The 20,540-nt window shown below is 31.4% G+C and carries 22 protein-coding genes and 2 pseudogenes; 3 read left to right on the forward strand and 21 right to left on the reverse strand.

All coding sequences use genetic code 11. From position 1 onward, the window contains the following. Nucleotides 1-25: 25 nt before the first annotated feature. The 9 genes from ACCQ42_RS03110 to ACCQ42_RS03150 form a co-directional block, all read right to left on the reverse strand. On the reverse strand, nucleotides 26-934 hold the full coding sequence (locus tag ACCQ42_RS03110; protein ID WP_410035340.1) for a DUF422 domain-containing protein: 909 nt from the start codon (nucleotides 932-934) through the stop codon (nucleotides 26-28). Between the two features lie 204 nt (nucleotides 935-1,138). Further along, nucleotides 1,139-2,623, reverse strand: coding sequence for a hypothetical protein (locus tag ACCQ42_RS03115; RefSeq protein WP_410035341.1), 1,485 nt, complete (start codon nucleotides 2,621-2,623; stop codon nucleotides 1,139-1,141). A gap of 170 nt (nucleotides 2,624-2,793) precedes the next feature. Further along, nucleotides 2,794-5,226 (reverse strand): ABC transporter permease, encoded by a 2,433-nt coding sequence (locus ACCQ42_RS03120; RefSeq protein WP_410035342.1) that lies wholly within the window; start codon nucleotides 5,224-5,226, stop codon nucleotides 2,794-2,796. After that, nucleotides 5,219-5,899: an ABC transporter ATP-binding protein gene (locus tag ACCQ42_RS03125; protein WP_410035343.1), complete on the reverse strand. Its 681-nt coding sequence runs from the start codon at nucleotides 5,897-5,899 to the stop codon at nucleotides 5,219-5,221. The genes ACCQ42_RS03120 and ACCQ42_RS03125 overlap by 8 nt, the downstream gene beginning before the upstream one ends. 46 nt (nucleotides 5,900-5,945) lie before the next feature. Next, nucleotides 5,946-6,806 carry a sensor histidine kinase gene (locus ACCQ42_RS03130; RefSeq protein WP_410035344.1) on the reverse strand — a complete coding sequence of 287 codons (861 nt, stop codon included), beginning with the start codon at nucleotides 6,804-6,806 and terminating at the stop codon, nucleotides 5,946-5,948. Then, entirely contained in the window at nucleotides 6,807-7,457 is a 651-nt protein-coding gene (locus tag ACCQ42_RS03135; protein ID WP_106460470.1) for a response regulator transcription factor, read from the reverse strand. 29 nt (nucleotides 7,458-7,486) lie between these two features. After that, nucleotides 7,487-7,891, reverse strand: coding sequence for a GNAT family N-acetyltransferase (locus ACCQ42_RS03140; protein WP_410035345.1), 405 nt, complete (start codon nucleotides 7,889-7,891; stop codon nucleotides 7,487-7,489). Between the two features lie 519 nt (nucleotides 7,892-8,410). After that, the gene (locus ACCQ42_RS03145) at nucleotides 8,411-9,370 is read right to left on the reverse strand and encodes an aromatic acid exporter family protein (protein WP_410035346.1); all 960 of its coding nucleotides are present in this window, start codon (nucleotides 9,368-9,370) and stop codon (nucleotides 8,411-8,413) included. Nucleotides 9,371-9,501: 131 nt separating this feature from the next. Then, nucleotides 9,502-9,888: a ferritin family protein gene (locus tag ACCQ42_RS03150; protein ID WP_410035347.1), complete on the reverse strand. Its 387-nt coding sequence runs from the start codon at nucleotides 9,886-9,888 to the stop codon at nucleotides 9,502-9,504. A 334-nt stretch (nucleotides 9,889-10,222) separates the two neighbouring features. Here ACCQ42_RS03150 and ACCQ42_RS10305 point away from each other — a divergent pair, with 334 nt between their 5' ends. Then, entirely contained in the window at nucleotides 10,223-10,654 is a 432-nt protein-coding gene (locus ACCQ42_RS10305) for a hypothetical protein (protein ID WP_463049210.1), read from the forward strand. Beyond that, complete coding sequence (locus ACCQ42_RS03160) at nucleotides 10,651-10,791, forward strand: hypothetical protein (RefSeq protein WP_410035348.1); 141 nt, start codon at nucleotides 10,651-10,653, stop codon at nucleotides 10,789-10,791. The genes ACCQ42_RS10305 and ACCQ42_RS03160 overlap by 4 nt, the downstream gene beginning before the upstream one ends. A gap of 334 nt (nucleotides 10,792-11,125) precedes the next feature. Here the strand turns inward: ACCQ42_RS03160 and ACCQ42_RS03165 are convergent, their stop codons facing one another. The 8 genes from ACCQ42_RS03165 to ACCQ42_RS03200 form a co-directional block, all read right to left on the reverse strand. Next, nucleotides 11,126-11,617 (reverse strand): hypothetical protein, encoded by a 492-nt coding sequence (locus tag ACCQ42_RS03165; protein WP_265212597.1) that lies wholly within the window; start codon nucleotides 11,615-11,617, stop codon nucleotides 11,126-11,128. A 119-nt stretch (nucleotides 11,618-11,736) separates the two neighbouring features. Continuing rightward, nucleotides 11,737-12,144, reverse strand: a complete 408-nt coding sequence (locus ACCQ42_RS03170) for a hypothetical protein (protein ID WP_265212595.1) — start codon at nucleotides 12,142-12,144, stop codon at nucleotides 11,737-11,739. Nucleotides 12,145-12,168: 24 nt separating this feature from the next. Further along, complete coding sequence (locus ACCQ42_RS03175) at nucleotides 12,169-12,789, reverse strand: class I SAM-dependent methyltransferase (RefSeq protein ID WP_410035349.1); 621 nt, start codon at nucleotides 12,787-12,789, stop codon at nucleotides 12,169-12,171. A gap of 251 nt (nucleotides 12,790-13,040) precedes the next feature. Further along, on the reverse strand, nucleotides 13,041-13,469 hold the full coding sequence (locus ACCQ42_RS03180; protein ID WP_410035350.1) for an arsenate reductase/protein-tyrosine-phosphatase family protein: 429 nt from the start codon (nucleotides 13,467-13,469) through the stop codon (nucleotides 13,041-13,043). Nucleotide 13,470: 1 nt separating this feature from the next. Beyond that, complete coding sequence (locus ACCQ42_RS03185; RefSeq protein ID WP_410035351.1) at nucleotides 13,471-13,872, reverse strand: thioredoxin family protein; 402 nt, start codon at nucleotides 13,870-13,872, stop codon at nucleotides 13,471-13,473. An 81-nt stretch (nucleotides 13,873-13,953) separates the two neighbouring features. Then, complete coding sequence (locus tag ACCQ42_RS03190) at nucleotides 13,954-14,949, reverse strand: permease (RefSeq protein WP_410035352.1); 996 nt, start codon at nucleotides 14,947-14,949, stop codon at nucleotides 13,954-13,956. A 2-nt stretch (nucleotides 14,950-14,951) separates the two neighbouring features. Next, nucleotides 14,952-16,025, reverse strand: coding sequence for an ACR3 family arsenite efflux transporter (arsB, locus tag ACCQ42_RS03195; RefSeq protein ID WP_410035353.1), 1,074 nt, complete (start codon nucleotides 16,023-16,025; stop codon nucleotides 14,952-14,954). Nucleotides 16,026-16,086: 61 nt separating this feature from the next. Next, complete coding sequence (locus ACCQ42_RS03200) at nucleotides 16,087-16,398, reverse strand: ArsR/SmtB family transcription factor (protein ID WP_410035354.1); 312 nt, start codon at nucleotides 16,396-16,398, stop codon at nucleotides 16,087-16,089. A 454-nt stretch (nucleotides 16,399-16,852) separates the two neighbouring features. Here ACCQ42_RS03200 and ACCQ42_RS03205 point away from each other — a divergent pair, with 454 nt between their 5' ends. Then, nucleotides 16,853-16,981: an LDCC motif putative metal-binding protein gene (locus ACCQ42_RS03205; RefSeq protein ID WP_275587922.1), complete on the forward strand. Its 129-nt coding sequence runs from the start codon at nucleotides 16,853-16,855 to the stop codon at nucleotides 16,979-16,981. Between the two features lie 727 nt (nucleotides 16,982-17,708). Here ACCQ42_RS03205 and ACCQ42_RS03210 read toward each other — a convergent pair. From ACCQ42_RS03210 to ureB, 4 genes and pseudogenes are all read right to left on the reverse strand, one after another. Beyond that, nucleotides 17,709-17,849 (reverse strand): annotated as a pseudogene (locus ACCQ42_RS03210) (nucleotidyl transferase AbiEii/AbiGii toxin family protein); the annotation flags it as partial. Further along, nucleotides 17,846-18,082 (reverse strand): annotated as a pseudogene (locus ACCQ42_RS03215) (type IV toxin-antitoxin system AbiEi family antitoxin domain-containing protein); the annotation flags it as partial. The pseudogenes ACCQ42_RS03210 and ACCQ42_RS03215, both read right to left, overlap by 4 nt. 352 nt (nucleotides 18,083-18,434) lie before the next feature. Then, on the reverse strand, nucleotides 18,435-20,156 hold the full coding sequence (gene ureC, locus ACCQ42_RS03220; protein WP_410035355.1) for an urease subunit alpha: 1,722 nt from the start codon (nucleotides 20,154-20,156) through the stop codon (nucleotides 18,435-18,437). Beyond that, entirely contained in the window at nucleotides 20,157-20,540 is a 384-nt protein-coding gene (gene ureB, locus ACCQ42_RS03225) for an urease subunit beta (RefSeq protein WP_410035356.1), read from the reverse strand. It lies immediately after the preceding gene.

Genomic DNA, 20,540 nt, shown 5'->3' on the forward strand with positions numbered 1-20,540 from the left:
ATCCTCCATTTAAAACTATATTATGTTAAAGCTTTGGATTTTCTTTTATTTCTACGATTGCTAAAACAATTGTCAAAATAAATAAAATAAAGGAAAATATTCCATAAAGAGGAAGGTCCTTCATTATTCCAAGTTTAAATAATCCGCCAATACAATAGGTGTAGATACAAAACCAAAATATGATTACAGTCCAGTCTTTTTTATGGCTTATAGTTATATCTTTTCTTTTATTCATTAGATAAGCTAATAATTTCATTAAAACAAATATCCATATAGCTAGAAAAGCTAAATAAACAAACCATTCATCAGTTATCTTATTTAAAAGTAATGAAATATAGCTACAAACTCCTACAAAAACTACTCCTCCAAGGCCAATAAGGATTGACATCAAAACCCTAATGTTCTCCTCATCATGATCTTTCTCCCAACTTTTTAAAGTCATGTAAATAATCGAAGGCACTTCGAACATATAGCCCAAAAAATTTACCCAAATTACAGACATAAACATATGGTGGTTGACATCTAGATTTATAGGACGACCATCCCATACCCAAAAACCACCATCTAGCCTAATAGCCACTACATCCAAAAGTAAATCCATACTCACAATCAGCCATCCAATTAATAAGGCAGTCATAATATTACTAAAGGAAAGCTTCCTGGCTATCCTTAGAGCAACGACACTTATACCTCCCCACATAAGCCCTCCAAAAAATGGGAATTGGTAAGGAGTGCAGCCAATACTTATGTAAAAATCATTGCTGTAATGGTAGATATCTGTAAGCCTCACTGCTAAAAGCTCTAAGGTAAATCCAGCTAGGGCCCCTGATATCAAGAGTCCAAGTTCCCTATAAGATTTATTTTTAATAATATCTAAAAGTAAAATTAAAACTATAAAATAACAAATAAGTTCAAAAGAATTAATCCAATTCATAACTTTCTCCTAAAAATCCCTTATACTGCCTGCATTGTTGGCTTAATGAATTTCTATTATCTTAAAATTATCTTACCTTAAAGATTTAATTTTAGTAGAAACAAAAAAGGCGGAGGGCTTTATTTTATTTAAAACGCCTCCGCTTATTTTTTTAAAAATTATTAACTTTTCATAAATTTATACTTTTGTTTGAAATTTTATTTATTAACCTACCCTTATCAAAGATCGCATTATATCATACATTGTAGGTGAATATGCCTCATTTTGTATTTGTTTAGACCAATCAAATACTTCTTCTCCATTTAAAACTTCATCTGGAAGGGTCAGTGTCCCATCCTTCATACTAAGTGAAGGCGAAAACTCATAGACATCATCCCTATATCTTATGGTAATTTTTCCATTTGGACCTAGGTCACTCATATTTTGGCAAATAAAAGTTGGGCCGCAACAAGCATTTGTGTCTAGGTAAATATTATCCACTTCTTTTTGTTTTCCATCTTCTGATATTTCTAGCTCCTTAAGAGCAACTGATGCATTTTTATATTTAGGGATTAACAAATAGCACTCTTCACCTATTAGGTAAGGCAGATCGCCTACTTGGCTATCTTTGATGGTTACAAGCATACTTGGATCTTTATAATTAAATAAGTTACTTGTCCAAACATCAAGCTTTTCTAAGGTATCTTTTAAGCTATCCTCATCCACAGCTCCTCCGAGATAAATCATAAAGGCCTTATACTTATCATCATTTGGGTCTATTCCAAACTTTCTAGCCATCTTTATATACTCGTCAGAAATAGGATTTTGGTCAAAAGCATTTGTAGTTAGCTTTAAAATTGGTGAGCAGTATCCCATTTGTAAGCTTTTATATTGATCAAAAAGAAAAGTAGGTTTTCCAACTTCATCTATATAGATTTGACCGTTCTTATTTTCGTAATTGTCCCATAAGTCATTTAAAACCAAACCTGTGTAATTACTTGGGTTATAAATGTAGGAATAATCGTTTGTATCCCTATAATATATTCTGGTAAAAATAGCCTGGTCATCTCGTAAGGAATTTTCAACCATAGGCAAAATCTGATCCTTACTCACTCCCAAATCTGCCATCAACTCATCATCGCTAATGAAATTGCCATCAGGAAGGGAAAAGTTAAAGACCTTATAGCGTATAGATTCCCCACTCCACTTATCGTAATTTTCAATCATTATGCTTAGGACCTTCTCATCTTGATAAACAGAAAATGTGGCATAAGCCCCTATCTCCTTGCCTTCTATATCCTTCTTATGTTCCTCATATTTTTCCTTAATTCTAGCGGCTATCTCATCGATTTCCTCGTTGGCTTTCTTTGCATCATCAGATTCTAAAAGAATCCTTGGTAGGTGGATGCCGTAGTCATACAATTTGGCATATTCTATATGGTCTTTATCGATAAAATCATTCCATACTTGCCTGTCCTCAGCATAAGAAGAAACTGAGCCTAACTTTGCCCCCTCAACTTGTTTTAATTTTTTTGAAAGCTTTGACTCAGAAATTTTATCTTGAGTTTCCGTATTATCCTTCTTATTTGAGATATATGTATCATTTTTAGCTTTTGTACCTGGTTTGACTTTTTCATTTCCCTTCTGACATCCAGAAAAAATAAATACAGCCAAACCTAACATTAGAAAAACCTTAGACATTCTTTTCATAATATCCCTCCTTATAATTAATACCCATAAAAGGCCTATATGCCCACTTTTCAATGATTTTAAAGAAAATATGAAGGAGAAATTTAGCTAAGAAAAAAAATAATTTATAATGAGAATTATATAGAAGAAATATAAAAAGGGCTCAAAACCGAGCCCCTCTTAATTTCAGATCAATCTACCCTTATCAAATCTATAGTTGGTTTATCTAGGATTCTTTTTAGGGATAGGTGGTAGATTAATATATTTATGGCATAAACTATCAAGGCAAATCCTAAATACATTTTATAGTCATAATATTTTACAAGTATTGATAAGTTAAATTGTGGTGACAAAGCACCTACTATTATCATTACAATGATAGTTATACATGTAACTAAAAGAAAAGATTTGACTTGTTCTACAACAAATTCTTTCTCATACTTTTCTCTTAATTCATCAATATCCATACCTGATGAATATAAGCTTCCTATTTCTTTTTTCCTAGATATCAATGATATGTTTATTGATGAATAACCATTTGTTACATTTAAGATAAATATAATTAGTCCTACTGCTAAGGATATATATAGAAAATACTTTAGAGAAGATGCTTCTTGCTCTGCTATTTCTTTACCAACAAAAACATCATATCTTTCATTGATTTTAAGCGATTCTCTAAGTTTATTTTCTATAAATTCTTTTGCGCTTGTTAAGTCTTTGTCATCTATTTTCATCTTTAATGTATATGGATAATTTGGGTAATTAACGTCTTTAGCTTCTTCAATTAATTTAAAATAAGTTTCATAATCAGTAAAGATATTTACAACAAAGGGAAATGGCTTAATTTCGATTTCACCTGTATCATAAATTTGTTTTGAAATCTTGATTTTCTTTTCAAAATCAACCATAGAAATATCTATATTATCTGGATTTTTAAAATATTTAACCATCTGTGCAGTGTCTATTTGTTCTAATGGGTCAGCTTGCACCTTATTATATAAGATAAATTCCCCCTTTTTTCCACCAAGTTTTTCTAAATCTTTTATATCAAGTCCAATAAGCGAGCCTTGTAAATATTCCTTTGATTTTTCTTTAAGATTTTCCCTAATCTTCTCATCTATTTTGTATATTTTTGCTTCATCAGCAAATTCTAAATTATTTTTAATAGCAACAGATTGATCTTTATATATTATAGATTTTTTGTTTCCTATATCTTTTTCTATAGTCTTCAAAACTTCCGGTACTTTTTTCTCAGAGCTATAATAAACAGTGGAAATATTAAAAGAACGGTCATAATCATAATAATCTCTGAAATACTTACCTATAGAAATTGTGAGTATAAACATTGATATTATCAATATTCCAATGGCTGATATATATCTTTGGCTTTTGATAGAAGAAAGATTGTTATTTCTTAATTCTTTCCATAAATCTTTATCCTTCTTTTTCTTTGACCTAGATAAGTCAACATTTCCTCTTATTCCGTCTATTATATTTATTTTTGAAATCTTCCTAGCGGGTTTTATTATCGATAAGCTAATTACCAAAAATGAAACTAATAATATGATACCTGTTAGTAGAGGATTGAAAGTAACATATTCAAATTTTGATATTTCCAGGTTTTTTTGCGAGTAACTATATAAACCATAAATCAAGGAAAATCCGGACAAGTGGCCCAATAACACAGGGATGATTGAAATTAGACTAGCTTCTTTAAATAACAACTTATATATTTGAAAATTTGTTGATCCTATTGATTTATATACTGATAGTTCTTTAATTTTCCTAAGTCCCCAGACCCAGAAAATATTTCTTATAAAAAAGATAAAAATACCAATCATTAAAACAAGAGTAAATATCATCACTGCCTTAGCCATCATTTTTTCTAGACAAGTATCATTGATCCCATAATATTTCTCTATAGGTTCAAAAAATTTCATCTCTATCTTTCTTCCAAGTCGTTTTGAAATTTCATCTTCAAATATTTTTTTATTCATATGCACATCTACAAAATCATCAAATCTTAAAACTACGGGTTGGGGATCTTCTGTTGTATCATAAATTAATCCATAAGACAAACCAGCATATTTATTGTAGACATCTTCATAAATTCCTACCAATTTATAAGATTTCCCTTCTGTTTTATCAAAACTTTCTTTTTCTAGTCTCGAATTTGTAGGATCTATTTCTTTTTTATCAAGGAATCTTTTACCAAAACTTATTGGGATTTCATCTCCTATTTTTAGTTTGTATTTTTTTACAAGAGATTTTGATAGCATTATCTCATTAGGATTTTCAGGAAAATGCCCTTCCTCAGTAAATGAAAATTCTCTCATTTTGTTAATATGATTATCCTGTCTATACATAACTATTAAATCATCGTCAAACTTTGCACTTGTGAAATCAATATTAAATCGACCTGCTTCTTTTACGCCATCTATTTCTCTAATTTTTTTAAGATCTTCTTCGGTTAGATGTTCATCTATATGAGCATCAGCAAAATTTGACGCCCTTATTTGCATGTAGTTTGCATCTAAATTTACCTTGGCAAAATAAAATACCACCGTAAAAAACAAGGAGACTATAAAAACTGAGATGAAAATAGGGAAATTTTTCTTATTCATTTTTCTCATCTCCTATTATTTTCCCATCCACTATGGTCACGATTCGACCGGCTTCTAGGGCTATTTTTTCGTCATGGGTTATAAGAATAATAGTTTGTTTTAGAGTTTTATTAAAATATTTGAAGATTTCAATTATTTCCTTAGAATTTTTCCTATCGAGATTGCCTGTTGGTTCATCTGCTAGGATGATTGATGGTCTATAGATCAAAGATCTTGCTATGGCAACTCTTTGCTGCTGACCTCCTGATAATTCACTTGGGAAAGAGTCTAGTTTATTTTCTATGCCAAGTTTTCTGACCGTATCTAAAAGGTCTTCTTCATTGATTTTTCTTTTATCTAGCTTTAAAGGCAACTCAATATTGTGCCTGACTGTCAAATTTTGGATCAGATTATAAAATTGATAAATGAGCCCTACCTTCCTCCTGCGAAATAGGGCAAGTTCCTTTGATGTATACTTAGAGATGTCATTGCCATCTATGTAGACTTTGCCAGAAGTTGGGCTATCTACTCCTCCTATAATATGTAAAAGAGTAGATTTTCCTGACCCACTTGGACCAACTATCGCTACAAATTCACCTCTTTCTATACTAAGGTCTACCCCATCTAGGGCTATTACCTTTGAATTTCCATCACCATATTCTTTTCTTAAATTTTCTACTTTTAATATTTCCATACTTTCCTGCCTTTCTTAAGCTAAGTATATAAAAGTAAAGTGATTTTTAGGTGACATTGTAGAATTTTATTTCAAAGCTTGCTCCTTTGTCAGAATTGGTCACAGATATTTCCCCATTATTTTTCTCTACAATAGTCTTAGCCATGGCAAGACCAATTCCAAAACCTCTAGAATCAGGAGTCTTATAAAATCGTTTGAATATCTTTTTTATATTATCTTCATCGATTCCTCCCCCATCATCTTCAATAATCAGATTTGTGTAGAGAGGGTTTTTGTAAGATGAAAGGCTGATTTTTTGGCAATTTGGCCTATTATCAGCATTTTTAAAAATATTGATAATGGCTTCAGCCAACCAATAAAAATCTCCATAGATTATATTTTCTTTTAAATCATTATTAATTTCTAATTTAGTAGACTCTTTTAAAGATAAGGTATCAAGAGCGTAGGCCACTAATTCATCCAAACGTATCTCTTCCATTTTCATTAGATCCTTATTAGCATCTAGGCTTGATAATTTGAGCAGGATATCCGATAGAGAATTTAATCTTAGAGTCTGCCTTTTTAAAATCTCAATATCTTCATTTGTAGGATAATCCATTTCTAGATTTTCTATAGAAAAAACCATGGATGTGATAGGAGTTTTTATCTGATGGGCTATGTCTTCTAGATATTCTACTTGCTTTTGGCTATTTCTAGTGGACGTTTCCTTAGCCTCAACTATCTCTATAAAAAGTTTATATATCTTATCCTCAAGAAGAGAAAAATCATCCTGCTTCATGGGTATAGAGTAATTTTGATTTCTCATATTTTCTATCAAATTAATAAGGTCTCTTATCCTATTTTTCTTCCTTTTTTCCAAAAAATAATAAAGTAGGCAGAGGCTTATTATCCAAAATACATAAATCATTTAGTCCATCCTATAACCTATTCCTCTGACAGTTGTAATGACTTCCTTGTCTAATTTCTCCCTGATTCTTTTAATGGTCGATGTGAGAGTATTATCATTTACAAACTTATCCCTGTCTTCCCAAAAGGTTTCTAAAAGCTGACTCCTAGTGTAGACCCTGTGGGGATTTTTGATAAATAAAACTAGGATTTCATACTCAAGTGGAGTGACCTCTATATTTTCCCCCTTATAATAAAGCTTTGAATCATTTAAATCTATTTTCAAATCCTTATAGGCAATAGCTTTATCTTGGCCAAGGGGAATAGTCCTTAAAACCGCATCAATCCTAGCTCTTAAAATAGCAAGGGAAAAAGGCTTTGTAAGATAGTCATCCGCCCCTTGATCAAGGGCGGCAATTATAAAATCCTCATCATTTTTAACAGTTGTAACAAGAACCCTAATATCTTTTTCCTTCAATTTTTCTATCAAATGTTGGCCATCCTTATCAGGCAAATTAATATCGAGAAGAGCCACATCAAAGTCGATATTTAACTTGAAACTAGCCTCATAAAAAGACCCAGCTATTTCTACCTCATAGCCATTTTTAGTCAGATATTTTTCCATCTGCAAGGCGATATCTTCATTATCCTCTATAATTAAAATCTTTGGCATTAGAAAACTCTATATTCTTCTAATTCTTATTACAATAATCTCATAAATCCGCAACAGCCTAATTCAGAAAATTCTTCAAAGCCTAAAGAAGAATAAAATCCTATTGTTTCTGGAGCTATATCTGTTGTTAATTCAATTTGTCTGACATTTGGATATAAATCCATCATAGAGTCAAGGAGGGCTTTGCCTATTCCATTTCTTTGGTAGTCTGGCAAGACTAATATATCTTGGATAAAGATAATTGTATACCCATCCCCAACCGCACGAATCACGCCAAGAAGTTTTTCATCTTCAAAGGCTGCTAATATTTTTAAGGAATTTTCATATCCCTTAATCAAGACATCCATATCATCAGTGTAAGAAGTCCAACCAACCGCATCATAAAGATCTCTTAGCTCATCAATCTTAAAATCTGTGTATTCTCTAATTTCCATATTTTCCTCACTTATTTATTATAGTTTTCTTCATAATTTCATATTAGAAGTCTAAAGCTTTCAACTTTATAAATTAACATTAATCTTAACACATATTCTCTTTTGTCATACTATATTTTTTGTCTTCCGTTTTACTATATGAAATATTTATAAAATTCAAGGCAATTATTTACAACTTCTGGTTTTGATAAATTTTTGTATAGAGCAATCTAGCTATAAGAAAAAACAAACACTTTAATTAAAGTATCGTACCCTATAATTATCTTCAAAGATTTATTAGTATTTTTTCTCATAATGCCTATTTACGAAAAAGCTTATTAGAGGGTAAGAACAAACTCCAAGAGTAAGTATATTAGCAGGCAAGTATTCCTTTATGGAAAAACAAATTACAACAACTAGGCCCATGATAAGCATGAGAATAGGTGTTATCGCAGCATTTACCTTTAAATTCTTTATTTAAAAACTTATGAGCGATGAAGGTATAAACTCCTCGCCTTTAATATGCTAAAACTTAATCCTTTAATTTCTAGGAATATTACTTATAATCTTGCTTATATCTATAAATTGGTTTAGACTTCTAAAAACTTGAAAAATTGATGATTGTATTATAAAATCTTCGTGAGTTTCTGGAAGTTCCATCATATGAAAATGTTCTTGTAAAAATTCTATCCTTTTTTTGACCTTAATTATATCTCCATTATCACTAAGATTGTTTGCAGTATCAATCATTAGATCAGATATCAATTTCCCATCGGCAAATTCTTTAGGTATTGATTTTAAATCATCATACATCTCCATCAAAAGATCCATCTCCCTTTCCCTATGGCTAAGACCTATCATTAGATTCTTGCTATTTTCTATACGATTATCATTTTCAATAATAGCAAGATCAAGGGCCTTGTTTATGTCATCTTCAAGCTTTTTGATCTTTCCTTCATATATTTTAACATCTAAATTATTTACAAGAGTATCACCAAAAAATATCAAGATATCCTTGATATCTCCATCAATATTCTCTATCCATTTTTTCAACTCATCCTGACTTTCCGGTGCATATAAGTTAGTAAGCATGGCAAATCCTGTTCCTATAAAGATAAGACCGAGTTCATTAAAGATAATTGATGAATTAATTTCTCCATAGCTTAATAAATGTGTAACTACCACGCTTGAAGGACCCAGACCTAGTTCAATTTTTAATAGGAAAGATATAGGGACAAATAAGAGTAAATATAGGCCAAATGCCCAAGTTTTGTAGTCAAAAATTTCAAATACCAAAATCCCTAAAACAAGGGCTATTGTGGCAGATAAGCTTCTTTTAAGTCCACCCTTAATAGTGGCCTTTCTAGTCTCAAATATATCAAGGATGGTAATAATCCCTGCTGAAGATGAGAATCTAAGTCCTAAGGCTTGGGCTACAAGTAAGGATAGGGTAGCTGCTATAGCTGTCTTCATAGTTGTGCTTATTAATGTTTTTTTCATAATGATTCCTAATTGTAAAACTTATTTTTATATCTTTATATATTTTAATTTAATCTTTGCATTACTGATCGTGGGTATTTCATATAATACTCAAATATTAACCTAAGCAAAATATTTAAAGCATTAGTTTTTTATAACAAGCTTGCGACCATATCGCCGTGCCTTTTTTCATCCTCCCTAACACTTTCGATTTCTGGAAACTTTTTTGCTACTGGAGCATAATTTTCAGAAGCTTTATACTCTCCCCTTGCAATTTTTGGATACAATCTTTTTTTACCGACTAGCTTATAAAGGATAGGCATAAAGAAAGCCAAGGCTTTCTTTGGTTTTAAATTTTTCCTTGTAAGTTTATGAAATACCGCAGCATGGTGACCCTCCTCTGCTGCAAGCTTTCTAAAAGTAGCCGCATCATTTTTATCCTTAACTACATCAGCAAGGGCTTGGTACATCAAAACTACATCTAATTCTCCTTGTTGAGATTTTAATAATATTTTCATATCTTCTTTACTTATAGTCATATTCTCTCCCCTAGTTTTTATTTTCATTTTATATTGTTAAAAATTTTGATTTATCTTCGCTCTATTTATTATATGAATTCTTAGATAAAATGACAATAAAAAACCCGACTTAAAACACTTTATAACATATGTCGGATAATTTTACTAGTTATTGTTTTTTATTGAATGAGCAACTGATTTTACATGACTTGAGTGGTCAGTATGGATAAAATTTTAATTCTTAAAAAGGCTCGCATGTGGAAATATATACTCAATTATTCCTAAATTCTATTAACTTTTGTATTAGGGGTATATAAAATTATAATCTCTTAAATTTTTTGTATCCGAAAAGTACATGGATGACGCGCTGCTTCAAAAGACCTATACCACGGATTTCCTGACAAAGAAGCGCATCAAGAACAATGCTCAATACTACGATGAAGTCGACCACGAAGCAATCATTACAAAGGAGCTATTCATGCATGTGCAGGCAGAGCTTGTACGCCGTCGGGTAGTCCATGTCAGCCCGAAAGGAAAGAATGGTATGGATACAATAAATAATAAAGAAACAAAGGCTGAAGAATCAATCTATGAAAAATATAAAAATTCAGCATTCTATAATAATAGTAAAACTAAAGAAGCCTATTTAAAACTAAGTGATGATAAAAAAGAAAAGCTTGATAATGTGAATATAGACGGAAAATATCCTTTAACCATAGAGGAAGTCAAAATTCAGGCATGTTTAAATTGCCAATTCATAAGAGTGAATGGATATATTCATTTATGATTGATAAGAATAACAGCGGAGAAGTTGGTGAATATGGTGGACAGTTCGAAGATGCCCAACCTAGTGAAAAAAAAGCAAGTAAAAAGCCAAATTCTGAAATTATAACAAATCAAAAAAATCAAGTCAAATCAGTCTAAGCAAAGTCAAAAAGTAGAACCTATTCAAAGTCAAGAAAAAGTAGTAACTGAATCTAGCACTAAGACAGTTGACCAGCAAAGCTTAGTACAAACTAAAACAAGCCAAACTTCATATAAGACAATTGCAAATACTAACGTAAAAACTGGTATCAAAGGACTGGGGGGGCAATAGTGCTAGTATTGATAATCTCAACTATAGGATCCCTCTTGTTAAAAAGAAATAAAAATTTGAAAATAAATTAATAAATTTTATAATTTTTAGAAGATAAATTTAATTTTTTACCGGAGTTAGAAAAGCCCTAGCTCTGGTTTTTGTATTAAATAAATAATTTTTTTAAATATACCTTCGCAAAAAATCAATCTTGGCAAAATCTTTATTGTTATTATTATCATTTCTATAGGAATCTTTTGAAGATTCTTCATATATTTTTAGAAATTGTTCCTTGCTCGGTATCCTAAATTCTATTCCATTAAGATTAACAAGGTCTATATCCTCTTCATAGATTCCAGCAAAATCATGAAGGGAACTAATGCTTCCATATTCTACACTGATTTCACTTTTTTGAAATTCATGTTCATGGATGTCAATAAGATCGTATCCTAGGACTCCCATTATTTTTAATATCTTATCCCAGTCATAAATCCTATCCTCATCAGGAGCCTGCCAACCTCTTGGGTCTCCGGGCACATGGATATCAATGTCTGATGGATTCCATTCGTTCTTTGTAATAAATTCTAAACCTAAGGACCCCATTAGGGTTGGCCTTATGCCAATTTTATTTAATTGTAAACATATGATTTTAAATTCATCAAATAACTTACTCATTTATTTTCCATTTATTTTTATAATCGACAGCTTATATCTTAAGATTTCAAAAAGTACAATTAGTTAGAATATAAAATATCAAAACATTAAACATACAATTATGATTTTAGATCCTAACTTTAGTCCTTCAAAATATATTTCTCCATCCTATAGCAAATGTATATCATGCCTAGAATTGAAGGTATTTGTATAATAAACAAACCTATAAGCCAGTCATATAGGTTAAAAACCTCACCTAATACCATTGTAATCAAGCTAATAACAAGGCCTACTAAACCTAACTTGATGCAAGACCTATACCAATATTCATTTCCATTTATCCAATTTGATTCACTTTTAGCAAGTCTTGGAAGAATGTAATGGGATAAGCCCACATACTTATATGAATTTAATCTTTCTCTTCCACTCTTAAAATCCTCTGCAATTTCTTTTGGTGGGTAAGGTTTTGGATTTTTTAAAAGATTGAAATTTACGATAATAATTAAAATATTTATTCCTAACAATAGTAAATATAATTTATTTGTCATTTTCCACTCCTAATAGAAAATATATTAAGATACCTTCTCGGCAATCATAACACCAATCGGTGCAAGACCTCCATATACTAGTCTCATTTCAAGTACTGAAAATCCATATTTCTCAATAAAGTTTTTAAATTGTTCTTTATTCCATTCTTGATACATCCTAAACCCAAAAATAGACATCAAAATCTTTTTGATTTTTCTTTGTTTCCCCTCTTTCCATAGAAAAGTTGGAGCGAGCAAAATTCCACTAGCTTTTAACACCCTATATATTTCTTTCATTGCATAATCTGGATTTGGCATGATATGAAGAGCATTAGAGATTAACACACAATCAAATTTTTCATTTGCATAGGATAATGCTGTTGCATCGGCTGTTTCAAATGTAAGATTATCGTATTGCCCACGCTTTTTAGCTTCTATAATCATCTGTTCTGAAAAGTCCGTAGCAAACCAGCTTTTCGTATGCTTTGAAAGACTAAAAGATAATTGACCAGATCCACAAGCTAGCTCAAGCACTTCCATGTTTTTATCCAAATAAGGACAAATATATTCACAAACTTTATCATATACTGCTTCATCTTTTTTCATAAAAGGTGCATAGAGCTTAGCAAATTTATCCCAAAAATTTTTATTGCTTTTGTCAATCACTTGCAATCCTCCTTTTAATATAAACTATCCTAATAAATCTTTATATTAATCTTATACTAATATTATACCTTGTGAAAATTAATAATAGCAGTTCCTATCCAATTAGGAATATTAAAAATGAGATCTTAATTGGAAGGTTTTAAAATTGAAAATATGTAAAAAAGCTATATCTTCCAACTGGCATTATAATGATAAATCTCTACCAAATAGGAATTATAGCTATTAAAGAACAATTATTGGTTTATTCAAAATCAACTTCTATTTTTAATTCCAACTAATTTCATTTTCTTAATTCTAAGGCTTAAACCCTTAACATTTTTTTCTATTTTAGATATAATTTTCCTAAAAAAGTCATCGTCTTGACCTGTTGGATCTTCTAAATTCCAATCCTCTGTATATTGATTTTCTACAATAGGGCAAATTACATCACAGCCCATAGTAATCGATATATCAATATCTGGCAAATCATCAATGAGCTTTGAATATTGAGTTTTCTCCATGTCAATATTGTATATATCTTTTATTAGCCTAACAGCATCATGATTTATTTGGTCTTTGATTTGTGTTCCAGCTGAATACGAGTTAAACACATCTGAAGCAAATTTTTTCCCTAAGGCTTCTGCAATTTGGCTCCTACAGCTATTATGGACACATATAAATGCAACTTTTGGCTTTCTCATTTTAATTTACACCATTGTCTTCTAATAAAGCTTTTATTTCATCCTTGTTTAAAACTTTGCCATAGGATACAACTTTTCCCTTTATAACTAAGGCTGGAGTAGACATAACTCCATAACTTGCGATTTGAGAAAAGTCTGTAATATGGTCTATATCTTCTTCAACCTTAAGTTCAGCTAGTGCTTCCCTAGTTGATCTTTCTAAAGCAATACACTTCGCACAACCAGAACCTAATATCTTTATCCCCTTTTCTTTTTTCTTTTCTTCTGCTTTTTCTATATTCTCTGACGAGTAATCTACATCACAACAACTTGATTCTTTAACATCCTTATTATTAGAAGACTTACAATTGCCTCCACAAGTACAGTCTTTCTCTTTTTTGTCTTTTTTACCAAATAATCTCATTTTTCCTCCTTAATCCATATATATTTTTACCAAGAGATGTATTTTTTGCTTTCTTGTTAATAATTTCATTTTACTGCCCCGTCATATTAAAAAAGGGCTAATAATGTTAAATAAGTAACCTACAACAATTATACCAAAAATACAAATTCCTATAAATAGAAATAAAAGCTTTGGTTTAACTGCTTTTTTTAACATAATTAATGATGGTAGGCTTAGTGTAGTAACTGCCATCATAAAAGATATAACGGTTCCAAGTTGGGCGCCTTTTGCCAATAGAGCTTCTGCTATTGGAATAGTTCCAAAAATATCAGCATACATTGGTATTCCAACAATAGTTGCTAAAACTACTCCAAATGGATTATTACTGCCCAAGATATTTTCCACCCAAATTTGAGGAATCCAATTGTGTATCAATGACCCTATACCCACACCTGCTAAAATATAAGGGAAAACTTTCTTGAAAGTGTCACTAACTTGAGTTTTACAAAAATCAACCCTATCTTTTACTGTTAAGCTTGGAGAGCTAATATCAACTTGACTAGCATTTTTTATAAAATCTTCTACATAACTTTCCATATGCATGTTTTCAATGAGACTACCACCAATTACAGCAATAATTAGCCCAAAGACTACATATGCTAGGGCTATTTTACCTCCAAAGATGCTCATTAGTAAAATAAGGCTACCCAAATCAACCATTGGAGAAGATATTAAAAATGAAAAACTCACTCCAATAGGCAAACCAGCACTTGTAAAGCCCATGAAAATAGGGATTGAAGAGCATGAACAAAAAGGTGTTACTGTGCCTAGTAAAGCAGATATGATATTTGCCCCCAATCCATCAAAACGTCCCAGAATTTTTTTGCTTCTTTCAGGTGGGAAATAGCTTTGTATATAAGAAATTATAAAAATCAACACGCAAAGTAATATTGTAATTTTTATAGCATCATATATGAAAAATTGTAAGCTTCCTCCAAGTTTTGTGCTTATATCAAGGCCAAGATTTGTCAATATTTTTCCTATCAATTCATTGAGCCATTTCATACCTAGAATTTGATCTTGAATAAAACTCCACATACCTAAGCTCCATAAACTTTAGATTCTTGATTTTCTAAAAACCAGTGTTTTGTATTATTAGCAATATTTACTAAGAATAACATAACTGGGACTTCAGTAAGAACACCTACAGTGCAAGCTAATGCAACTGGTGAATCCATCCCAAATATTGCTATTGCAACAGCTACAGATAATTCAAAGAAATTTGAAGCTCCAATCATGCCTGCTGGTGCAGCTATTTCAAAAGGTAAGCCTACTTTTTTGCTTACACCATAGGCAATAGTAAAAATTAGGAAAGTTTGAATGGTAAGTGGAATAGCTATCAATAAAATATGAAATGGGTTTTCTAAAATTACATTTGCTTGTGAAGAAAATATAATTATTAGAGTCAATAGTAGTCCAACTGTTGTCATTCCATCAAATTTACTTAAAAATTGTTTTTCAAAATAATCCTTTCCTCTTTTATCAATTACTGTTTTCCTTGTGATAACACCTCCTAGTAATGGAATAGCAACAAATAAAAACACACTAGTAAATAATGTGCTATATGGTACTACAACATTAGATACACCTAATAAAAACTTCACTATAGGTACAAAAGCAATTAAAATTATTAAATCATTTGTGGCTACTTGAACCACAGTGTAAGCAGGGTCACCCTTTGTAAGAGTCGACCACACAAAAACCATAGCAGTGCATGGTGCAGCTCCGAGCAAGACAGCTCCCGCTAAATAGTCACCTGCCAAATCATTAGGAATGATACTTTTAAATATAATAAAGAAAAACAAATAAGCTATTCCAAACATAGTAAATGGTTTTATTAGCCAATTAACAGCCCATGTTACAAATAAACCTTTTGGATTTTCTCTAACTCTTTTAATACTTTGAAAATCTACTTTCATCATCATTGGATAAATCATAATCCAAATTAATATTGCTATCGGCACAGATATACCAGCAATTTGAATTTTACCTAAAGCAGATGGGATTATAGGTATATATTTTCCTATAAGCACCCCAACAATCATACAAAACAATACCCATAAAGTTAGGTATTTTTGAAATATATTAATTCCTTTATACTTATTTTTTTCCATAGTTCATCATCCTCCTTTAGTATAGATATATTCAAATATTTCTATGTATGGTACAAAAAAATTACTTATCCAAATTGTGACAAATACATCCCTCTCCGTTATCAAATATTTCCTTTAAGTTTGATTGCATCTCATTTAAAATCTTCTTATTTGCAATGTAATATATGTTTTTTCCCTCTCTTCGACTGATAACTAGATTAGCATCCTCTAATCTTTTCATATCATTAGATAAGGTTGGTTGCGTTATATCAAATTTCTCTAATATCTCACAGGCACAGAGCTCATTGCAAGATAACATATCTATAATTTCTAATCGTTTTGGATCACTCAAAACTTTTAATTTTTTTGATATCTCTATATATTTATCCTTCATGTAAGCCTCCTTCCTCTCTTCATATAAAATTATACACAACACATAGAAGATTGTCAATATATTTTTTCTTTATTCCTTAGATTGATTTCTATTGCTTCTTTTTCATAATCTCAAATCATTTATATATACAAATTTGAGTTCTCTATGTACAATATACCTAAAATATCCACAATGTATGGAGACTCTACAATAATTTATAAATGTACTCTTCCCTCCAAATAAAATTTAAAGCAAAAAATTAGGCCTTTAAGATTTCTTATAAAAATCCTAAAAGCCTCCTGTTTCAACAGAATTATAACCTATTAACTAAATTTCTTGACATTAATACTACAGTCTCCACATGTCTTTAATTATGGGATAGAAAAAAGGGATATAAAAAATTGAAAAAATAATTTTTTTCTGGTATATATATTATTGTAGAAAATTTACAAATAATTACCCGAGGAGGTAAAATATGAAAATCTTTGAATCAATAAAAAATAGGTGGAAAAAATTCTTGGAAAATCTAGCAAAAGAAAATAAAAAATCTTTTGGAAATGAAAGATTAGATTGTTGTTCAATGAACAAAAGAGAATATAAATAAAGAAAAAAATGACCATGGCGGAGACTGTATAAAATTTTGTGTATAGAAACCTCCTGATTAGGGTAAGTAAAAACTAATCAGGAGGAATTTTTATGCCAAGAAAAAAACAGAAACAAAAAGAAGCAAAATAGCAAACATGTTAAAAAAATTAATGAAAGACCTAAAAGCAGTGTACAAAGTACCAATAGAAGACTTAGCCTTAACAAATTTAGACATCTTTGAAGAAAAATGGGGTAAAAATACCCAATATGTGTAAACTTTTAGAAAAATAACTTGGCAGAATTATCCACATATTTTAAATATCCATAAGGAATAAGAAAACTAAGATACAACAAACGCCATGGAAAACTTCAATAGGCAATTAAGAAAAGTTACTAAAAACATGACAATATTTTCAAATGACTACGCACTACAAAAAGCTTGTATCTAGCAATGGTAGATGCCTCAAGTAAGTGGACCTATAGGATCCGTCGCTGGGACTAAATCTTATTCCAATTATCAATATTTTTTGAAGGAAGTTTTAATTATGATAAAAACTTAGTATGAAATCGGCTGCAAATTTCATGAAAATTCGACAGTTTATTAAGCCCAAGTAAAATTAAGACAAGCTCCATTCCTATAGGAATTGACAAATATTGATACATAAAAAATGTATTAACCCTTATCCTTATATCAGGATTTAGGTTTATACACAAAATTATTTACAGATTCAAAAAATTTGACAGTACCAATTATTTTTGTACTTTGATTTAGATAGTCTTTCTAAAAATCTTTCGAAAAAATATATTTTCAGAACTTCTTGCGACTTTAAAATTTTCTTCTCTGCTAGGTTTTTTATCTTGCCCTTTATACTCTCGATATTAATCACGATAATGCCTCCATATATTTCCTAATTTCATCTTCTATTTTAAATAGTCTACTGTATTTTATGAGTCGTCTTAGATTTTTATTTGGTGATTTAAAGTATCTTTTTATGGCTTCTGTGAAAATCTGCTTATCTATTTTTTCTCTGTCGATTATTATATCGCAAATTGTTCGATCTATATCATAAACTGGAATAAGATTGCCTTGTGGTGATTTTATTTTTGTCTTTCTTTTTTCTACTTTAATTGATACATTTTCAAGTATCATTTGTTATTTGATTTACTTTGTTAAATTTCTTGTTTCAAGCATAATTTCTATATATTATTCCTCCATTTCTTATGTAATCAATTCTAACAATAAAAAATAACCAAATTATAATTACGGTATTTTTCGAAAAAAATATATAAACTTTGAAAGGAGCTTTGAAAGAAGCAATCACAGTAAGTGTACGAACACTTACGAAAAAATTAATGGAGCAGACCTTTACGGAATGCTCCATTTTTTAATTTTTACCTTGTCAGGGAGAACCCTAAGACCCCTACATCTCTAGTAAGGATTTTGGGGTTCTTGTTAAGCTCTAATATTTATTTTAAAATAGGTTGTATAATTGACCTAGGGCGACCTTGTCTACTGGATCACATGTGATTTTCTTTCCTTCAATTGTTACTTCATAAGTTTCTGAGTCTACCTTGATGTTTGGAGTTTCGAAGTTTAGTTTCATATCTTTTTTGCCGATGTTTCTACAATTATGAACAGGTAGTACCATTCTTTTTAGGTCTAGTTTTTCTTTTATGCCTGATTCATAGGCGGCTTTTGAGACGAAGGTAAAACAAGAATTACCAATTCCTCCACCAATGGCCGCATACATTCTTCTGTATATTACAGGTTGGGGTGTTGGTATGGATGCGTTTGGATCTCCTGACGGTGCCATTATTATTAGACCATTTTTTAGTATTTGTTTTGGACGAACTCCAAAGAATTTTGGCTCCCAAAGGACAAGATCTGCACGTTTACCAACTTCGATTGAACCAATATATTCAGATACTCCATGGGCTATGGCTGGATTTATAGTGTATTTGGCTACATATCTTTTAGCCCTAAAGTTATCGTTATCATTCGCTTCATCTTCTTTAAGGGCTCCACGTTGGTCTTTCATCTTTGAGGCTGTTTGCCAAGTTCTCATAACAACTTCGCCAATCCTGCCCATGGCTTGAGAGTCTGAAGACATTATTGAGAATACTCCCATGTCTTGGAGGACATCTTCTGCAGCTATTGTTTCCGGTCTAATCCTTGAGTCAGCAAAGGCTACATCTTCTTCTATAGTTTTGTCAAGATTGTGACAAACCATAACCATATCCAAGTGCTCATCTGATGTGTTTATGGTAAAAGGCATGGTTGGATTTGTTGATGCTGGAAAGACATTATTAAATCCTGCTGCAACTATTTGATCTGGTGCATGTCCTCCTCCTGCTCCTTCAGTATGGAAGAAATGTATAGCTCTACCACCAATAGCATCTAGGGTATCTTCGATTGTGCCGCCTTCGTTAAGGGTGTCGGTATGGATGGCAACTGCAATATCGTACTCATCAGCAACTTCAAGGCTGGCATTTATAACGGCTCTTGTTGCTCCCCAGTCTTCATGAATCTTTAGTCCGCAAGCTCCTGCTTTTATTTGTTCATAAAGTGGCTCTTTGCTTGAGCAGTTACCCTTACCTAATAGTCCAACATTTACTGGGTATCCTTCGACTGATTTTAGCATAGCTTCTAGGTGGTTAGGGCCTGGAGTACAGGTTGTAGCATTTGTTCCATCAGCAGGGCCTGTTCCGCCTCCGATAAGGGTAGTAGTTCCTCCTGCTAGAGCGGTATTTGCTTGATCGGCTGATATAAAATGAACGTGGGTGTCAATTGCTCCAGCGGTTACAATTTTATTTTCGCCTGAGATTATCTCAGTGCTTGCCCCTATTACAAGACCAGGGTTGACATTATCGTTCATATCAGGGTTACCTGACTTGCCTATTCCTGTAATAATACCATCCCTAATTCCTATATCTGCCTTGTAGATACCAGTATAGTCTAGGATAATCGCATTTGTAATTACTGTATCGCAAGTTCCTGAGGCATAGCTTGCAGTTGAAGATTGGTTCATACCATCTCTTACAGTCTTACCACCACCAAAGATTGATTCATCTCCATAAATTGCATAATCTTTTTCTATTTCTATTATAATATTTGTATCTGCTAGTCTAACTTTATCGCCTGTAGTTGGCCCATACATAGACCCGTATTTTTCTCTTGAGATTTTAAATGACATCTATTCCTCTCCATCACTATTAATATTAGCGTAGCCTTTTTGAACTAAGTTTTTCATGGCTTCATCTTTTTTTATATCATGGGCTACACCATTTGTTAGTCCGTTAAAGCCGATCACCCTTCCATTTCCGCCTATATCTATTAATCTAACCCTATGGGTTTGACCTGGTTCAAATCTAATAGCATTTCCTGCAGGAATGTCTAGCTTTTTGCCAAAGGCCATGCTACGATCGAATTTCAAAAATCTATTCACTTCAAAAAAATGAAAATGAGAACCGATTTGTACGGCCCTATCTCCAGTATTTGTTACTTTTATTTCAATAGCTTCGAAATCTTCATTTAAAATTAAATCTTCGTCTTTATAAAAAACTTCACCTGGAATCAT

The organism is Anaerococcus kampingae, assembly GCF_046365475.1.
Lineage (GTDB): Bacteria > Bacillota > Clostridia > Tissierellales > Peptoniphilaceae > Anaerococcus > Anaerococcus kampingae.

Bases quoted from the DNA above. Each gene is read 5' to 3' on its own strand.
- ACCQ42_RS03135 (WP_106460470.1), bottom strand. From the start codon at position 7,457: ATGCCAAAGATTTTAATTATAGAGGATAATGAAGATATCGCCTTGCAG.
- ACCQ42_RS03140 (WP_410035345.1), bottom strand. From the start codon at position 7,891: ATGGAAATTAGAGAATACACAGATTTTAAGATTGATGAGCTAAGAGAT.
- ureB (WP_410035356.1), bottom strand. From the start codon at position 20,540: ATGATTCCAGGTGAAGTTTTTTATAAAGACGAAGATTTAATTTTAAAT.
- ACCQ42_RS03110 (WP_410035340.1), bottom strand. From the start codon at position 934: ATGAATTGGATTAATTCTTTTGAACTTATTTGTTATTTTATAGTTTTA.
- ACCQ42_RS03165 (WP_265212597.1), bottom strand. From the start codon at position 11,617: ATGAGTAAGTTATTTGATGAATTTAAAATCATATGTTTACAATTAAAT.
- ACCQ42_RS03185 (WP_410035351.1), bottom strand. From the start codon at position 13,872: ATGAGATTATTTGGTAAAAAAGACAAAAAAGAGAAAGACTGTACTTGT.
- ACCQ42_RS03160 (WP_410035348.1), top strand. From the start codon at position 10,651: ATGATTGATAAGAATAACAGCGGAGAAGTTGGTGAATATGGTGGACAG.
- ACCQ42_RS03180 (WP_410035350.1), bottom strand. From the start codon at position 13,469: ATGAGAAAGCCAAAAGTTGCATTTATATGTGTCCATAATAGCTGTAGG.
- arsB (WP_410035353.1), bottom strand. From the start codon at position 16,025: ATGGAAAAAAATAAGTATAAAGGAATTAATATATTTCAAAAATACCTA.
- ACCQ42_RS03130 (WP_410035344.1), bottom strand. From the start codon at position 6,806: ATGATTTATGTATTTTGGATAATAAGCCTCTGCCTACTTTATTATTTT.
- ACCQ42_RS03170 (WP_265212595.1), bottom strand. From the start codon at position 12,144: ATGACAAATAAATTATATTTACTATTGTTAGGAATAAATATTTTAATT.
- ACCQ42_RS03115 (WP_410035341.1), bottom strand. From the start codon at position 2,623: ATGAAAAGAATGTCTAAGGTTTTTCTAATGTTAGGTTTGGCTGTATTT.
- ACCQ42_RS03150 (WP_410035347.1), bottom strand. From the start codon at position 9,888: ATGACTATAAGTAAAGAAGATATGAAAATATTATTAAAATCTCAACAA.
- ACCQ42_RS03120 (WP_410035342.1), bottom strand. From the start codon at position 5,226: ATGAATAAGAAAAATTTCCCTATTTTCATCTCAGTTTTTATAGTCTCC.
- ACCQ42_RS10305 (WP_463049210.1), top strand. From the start codon at position 10,223: ATGGATGACGCGCTGCTTCAAAAGACCTATACCACGGATTTCCTGACA.
- ACCQ42_RS03205 (WP_275587922.1), top strand. From the start codon at position 16,853: ATGAAAATCTTTGAATCAATAAAAAATAGGTGGAAAAAATTCTTGGAA.
- ureC (WP_410035355.1), bottom strand. From the start codon at position 20,156: ATGTCATTTAAAATCTCAAGAGAAAAATACGGGTCTATGTATGGGCCA.
- ACCQ42_RS03125 (WP_410035343.1), bottom strand. From the start codon at position 5,899: ATGGAAATATTAAAAGTAGAAAATTTAAGAAAAGAATATGGTGATGGA.
- ACCQ42_RS03190 (WP_410035352.1), bottom strand. From the start codon at position 14,949: ATGTGGAGTTTTATTCAAGATCAAATTCTAGGTATGAAATGGCTCAAT.
- ACCQ42_RS03200 (WP_410035354.1), bottom strand. From the start codon at position 16,398: ATGAAGGATAAATATATAGAGATATCAAAAAAATTAAAAGTTTTGAGT.
- ACCQ42_RS03145 (WP_410035346.1), bottom strand. From the start codon at position 9,370: ATGAAAAAAACATTAATAAGCACAACTATGAAGACAGCTATAGCAGCT.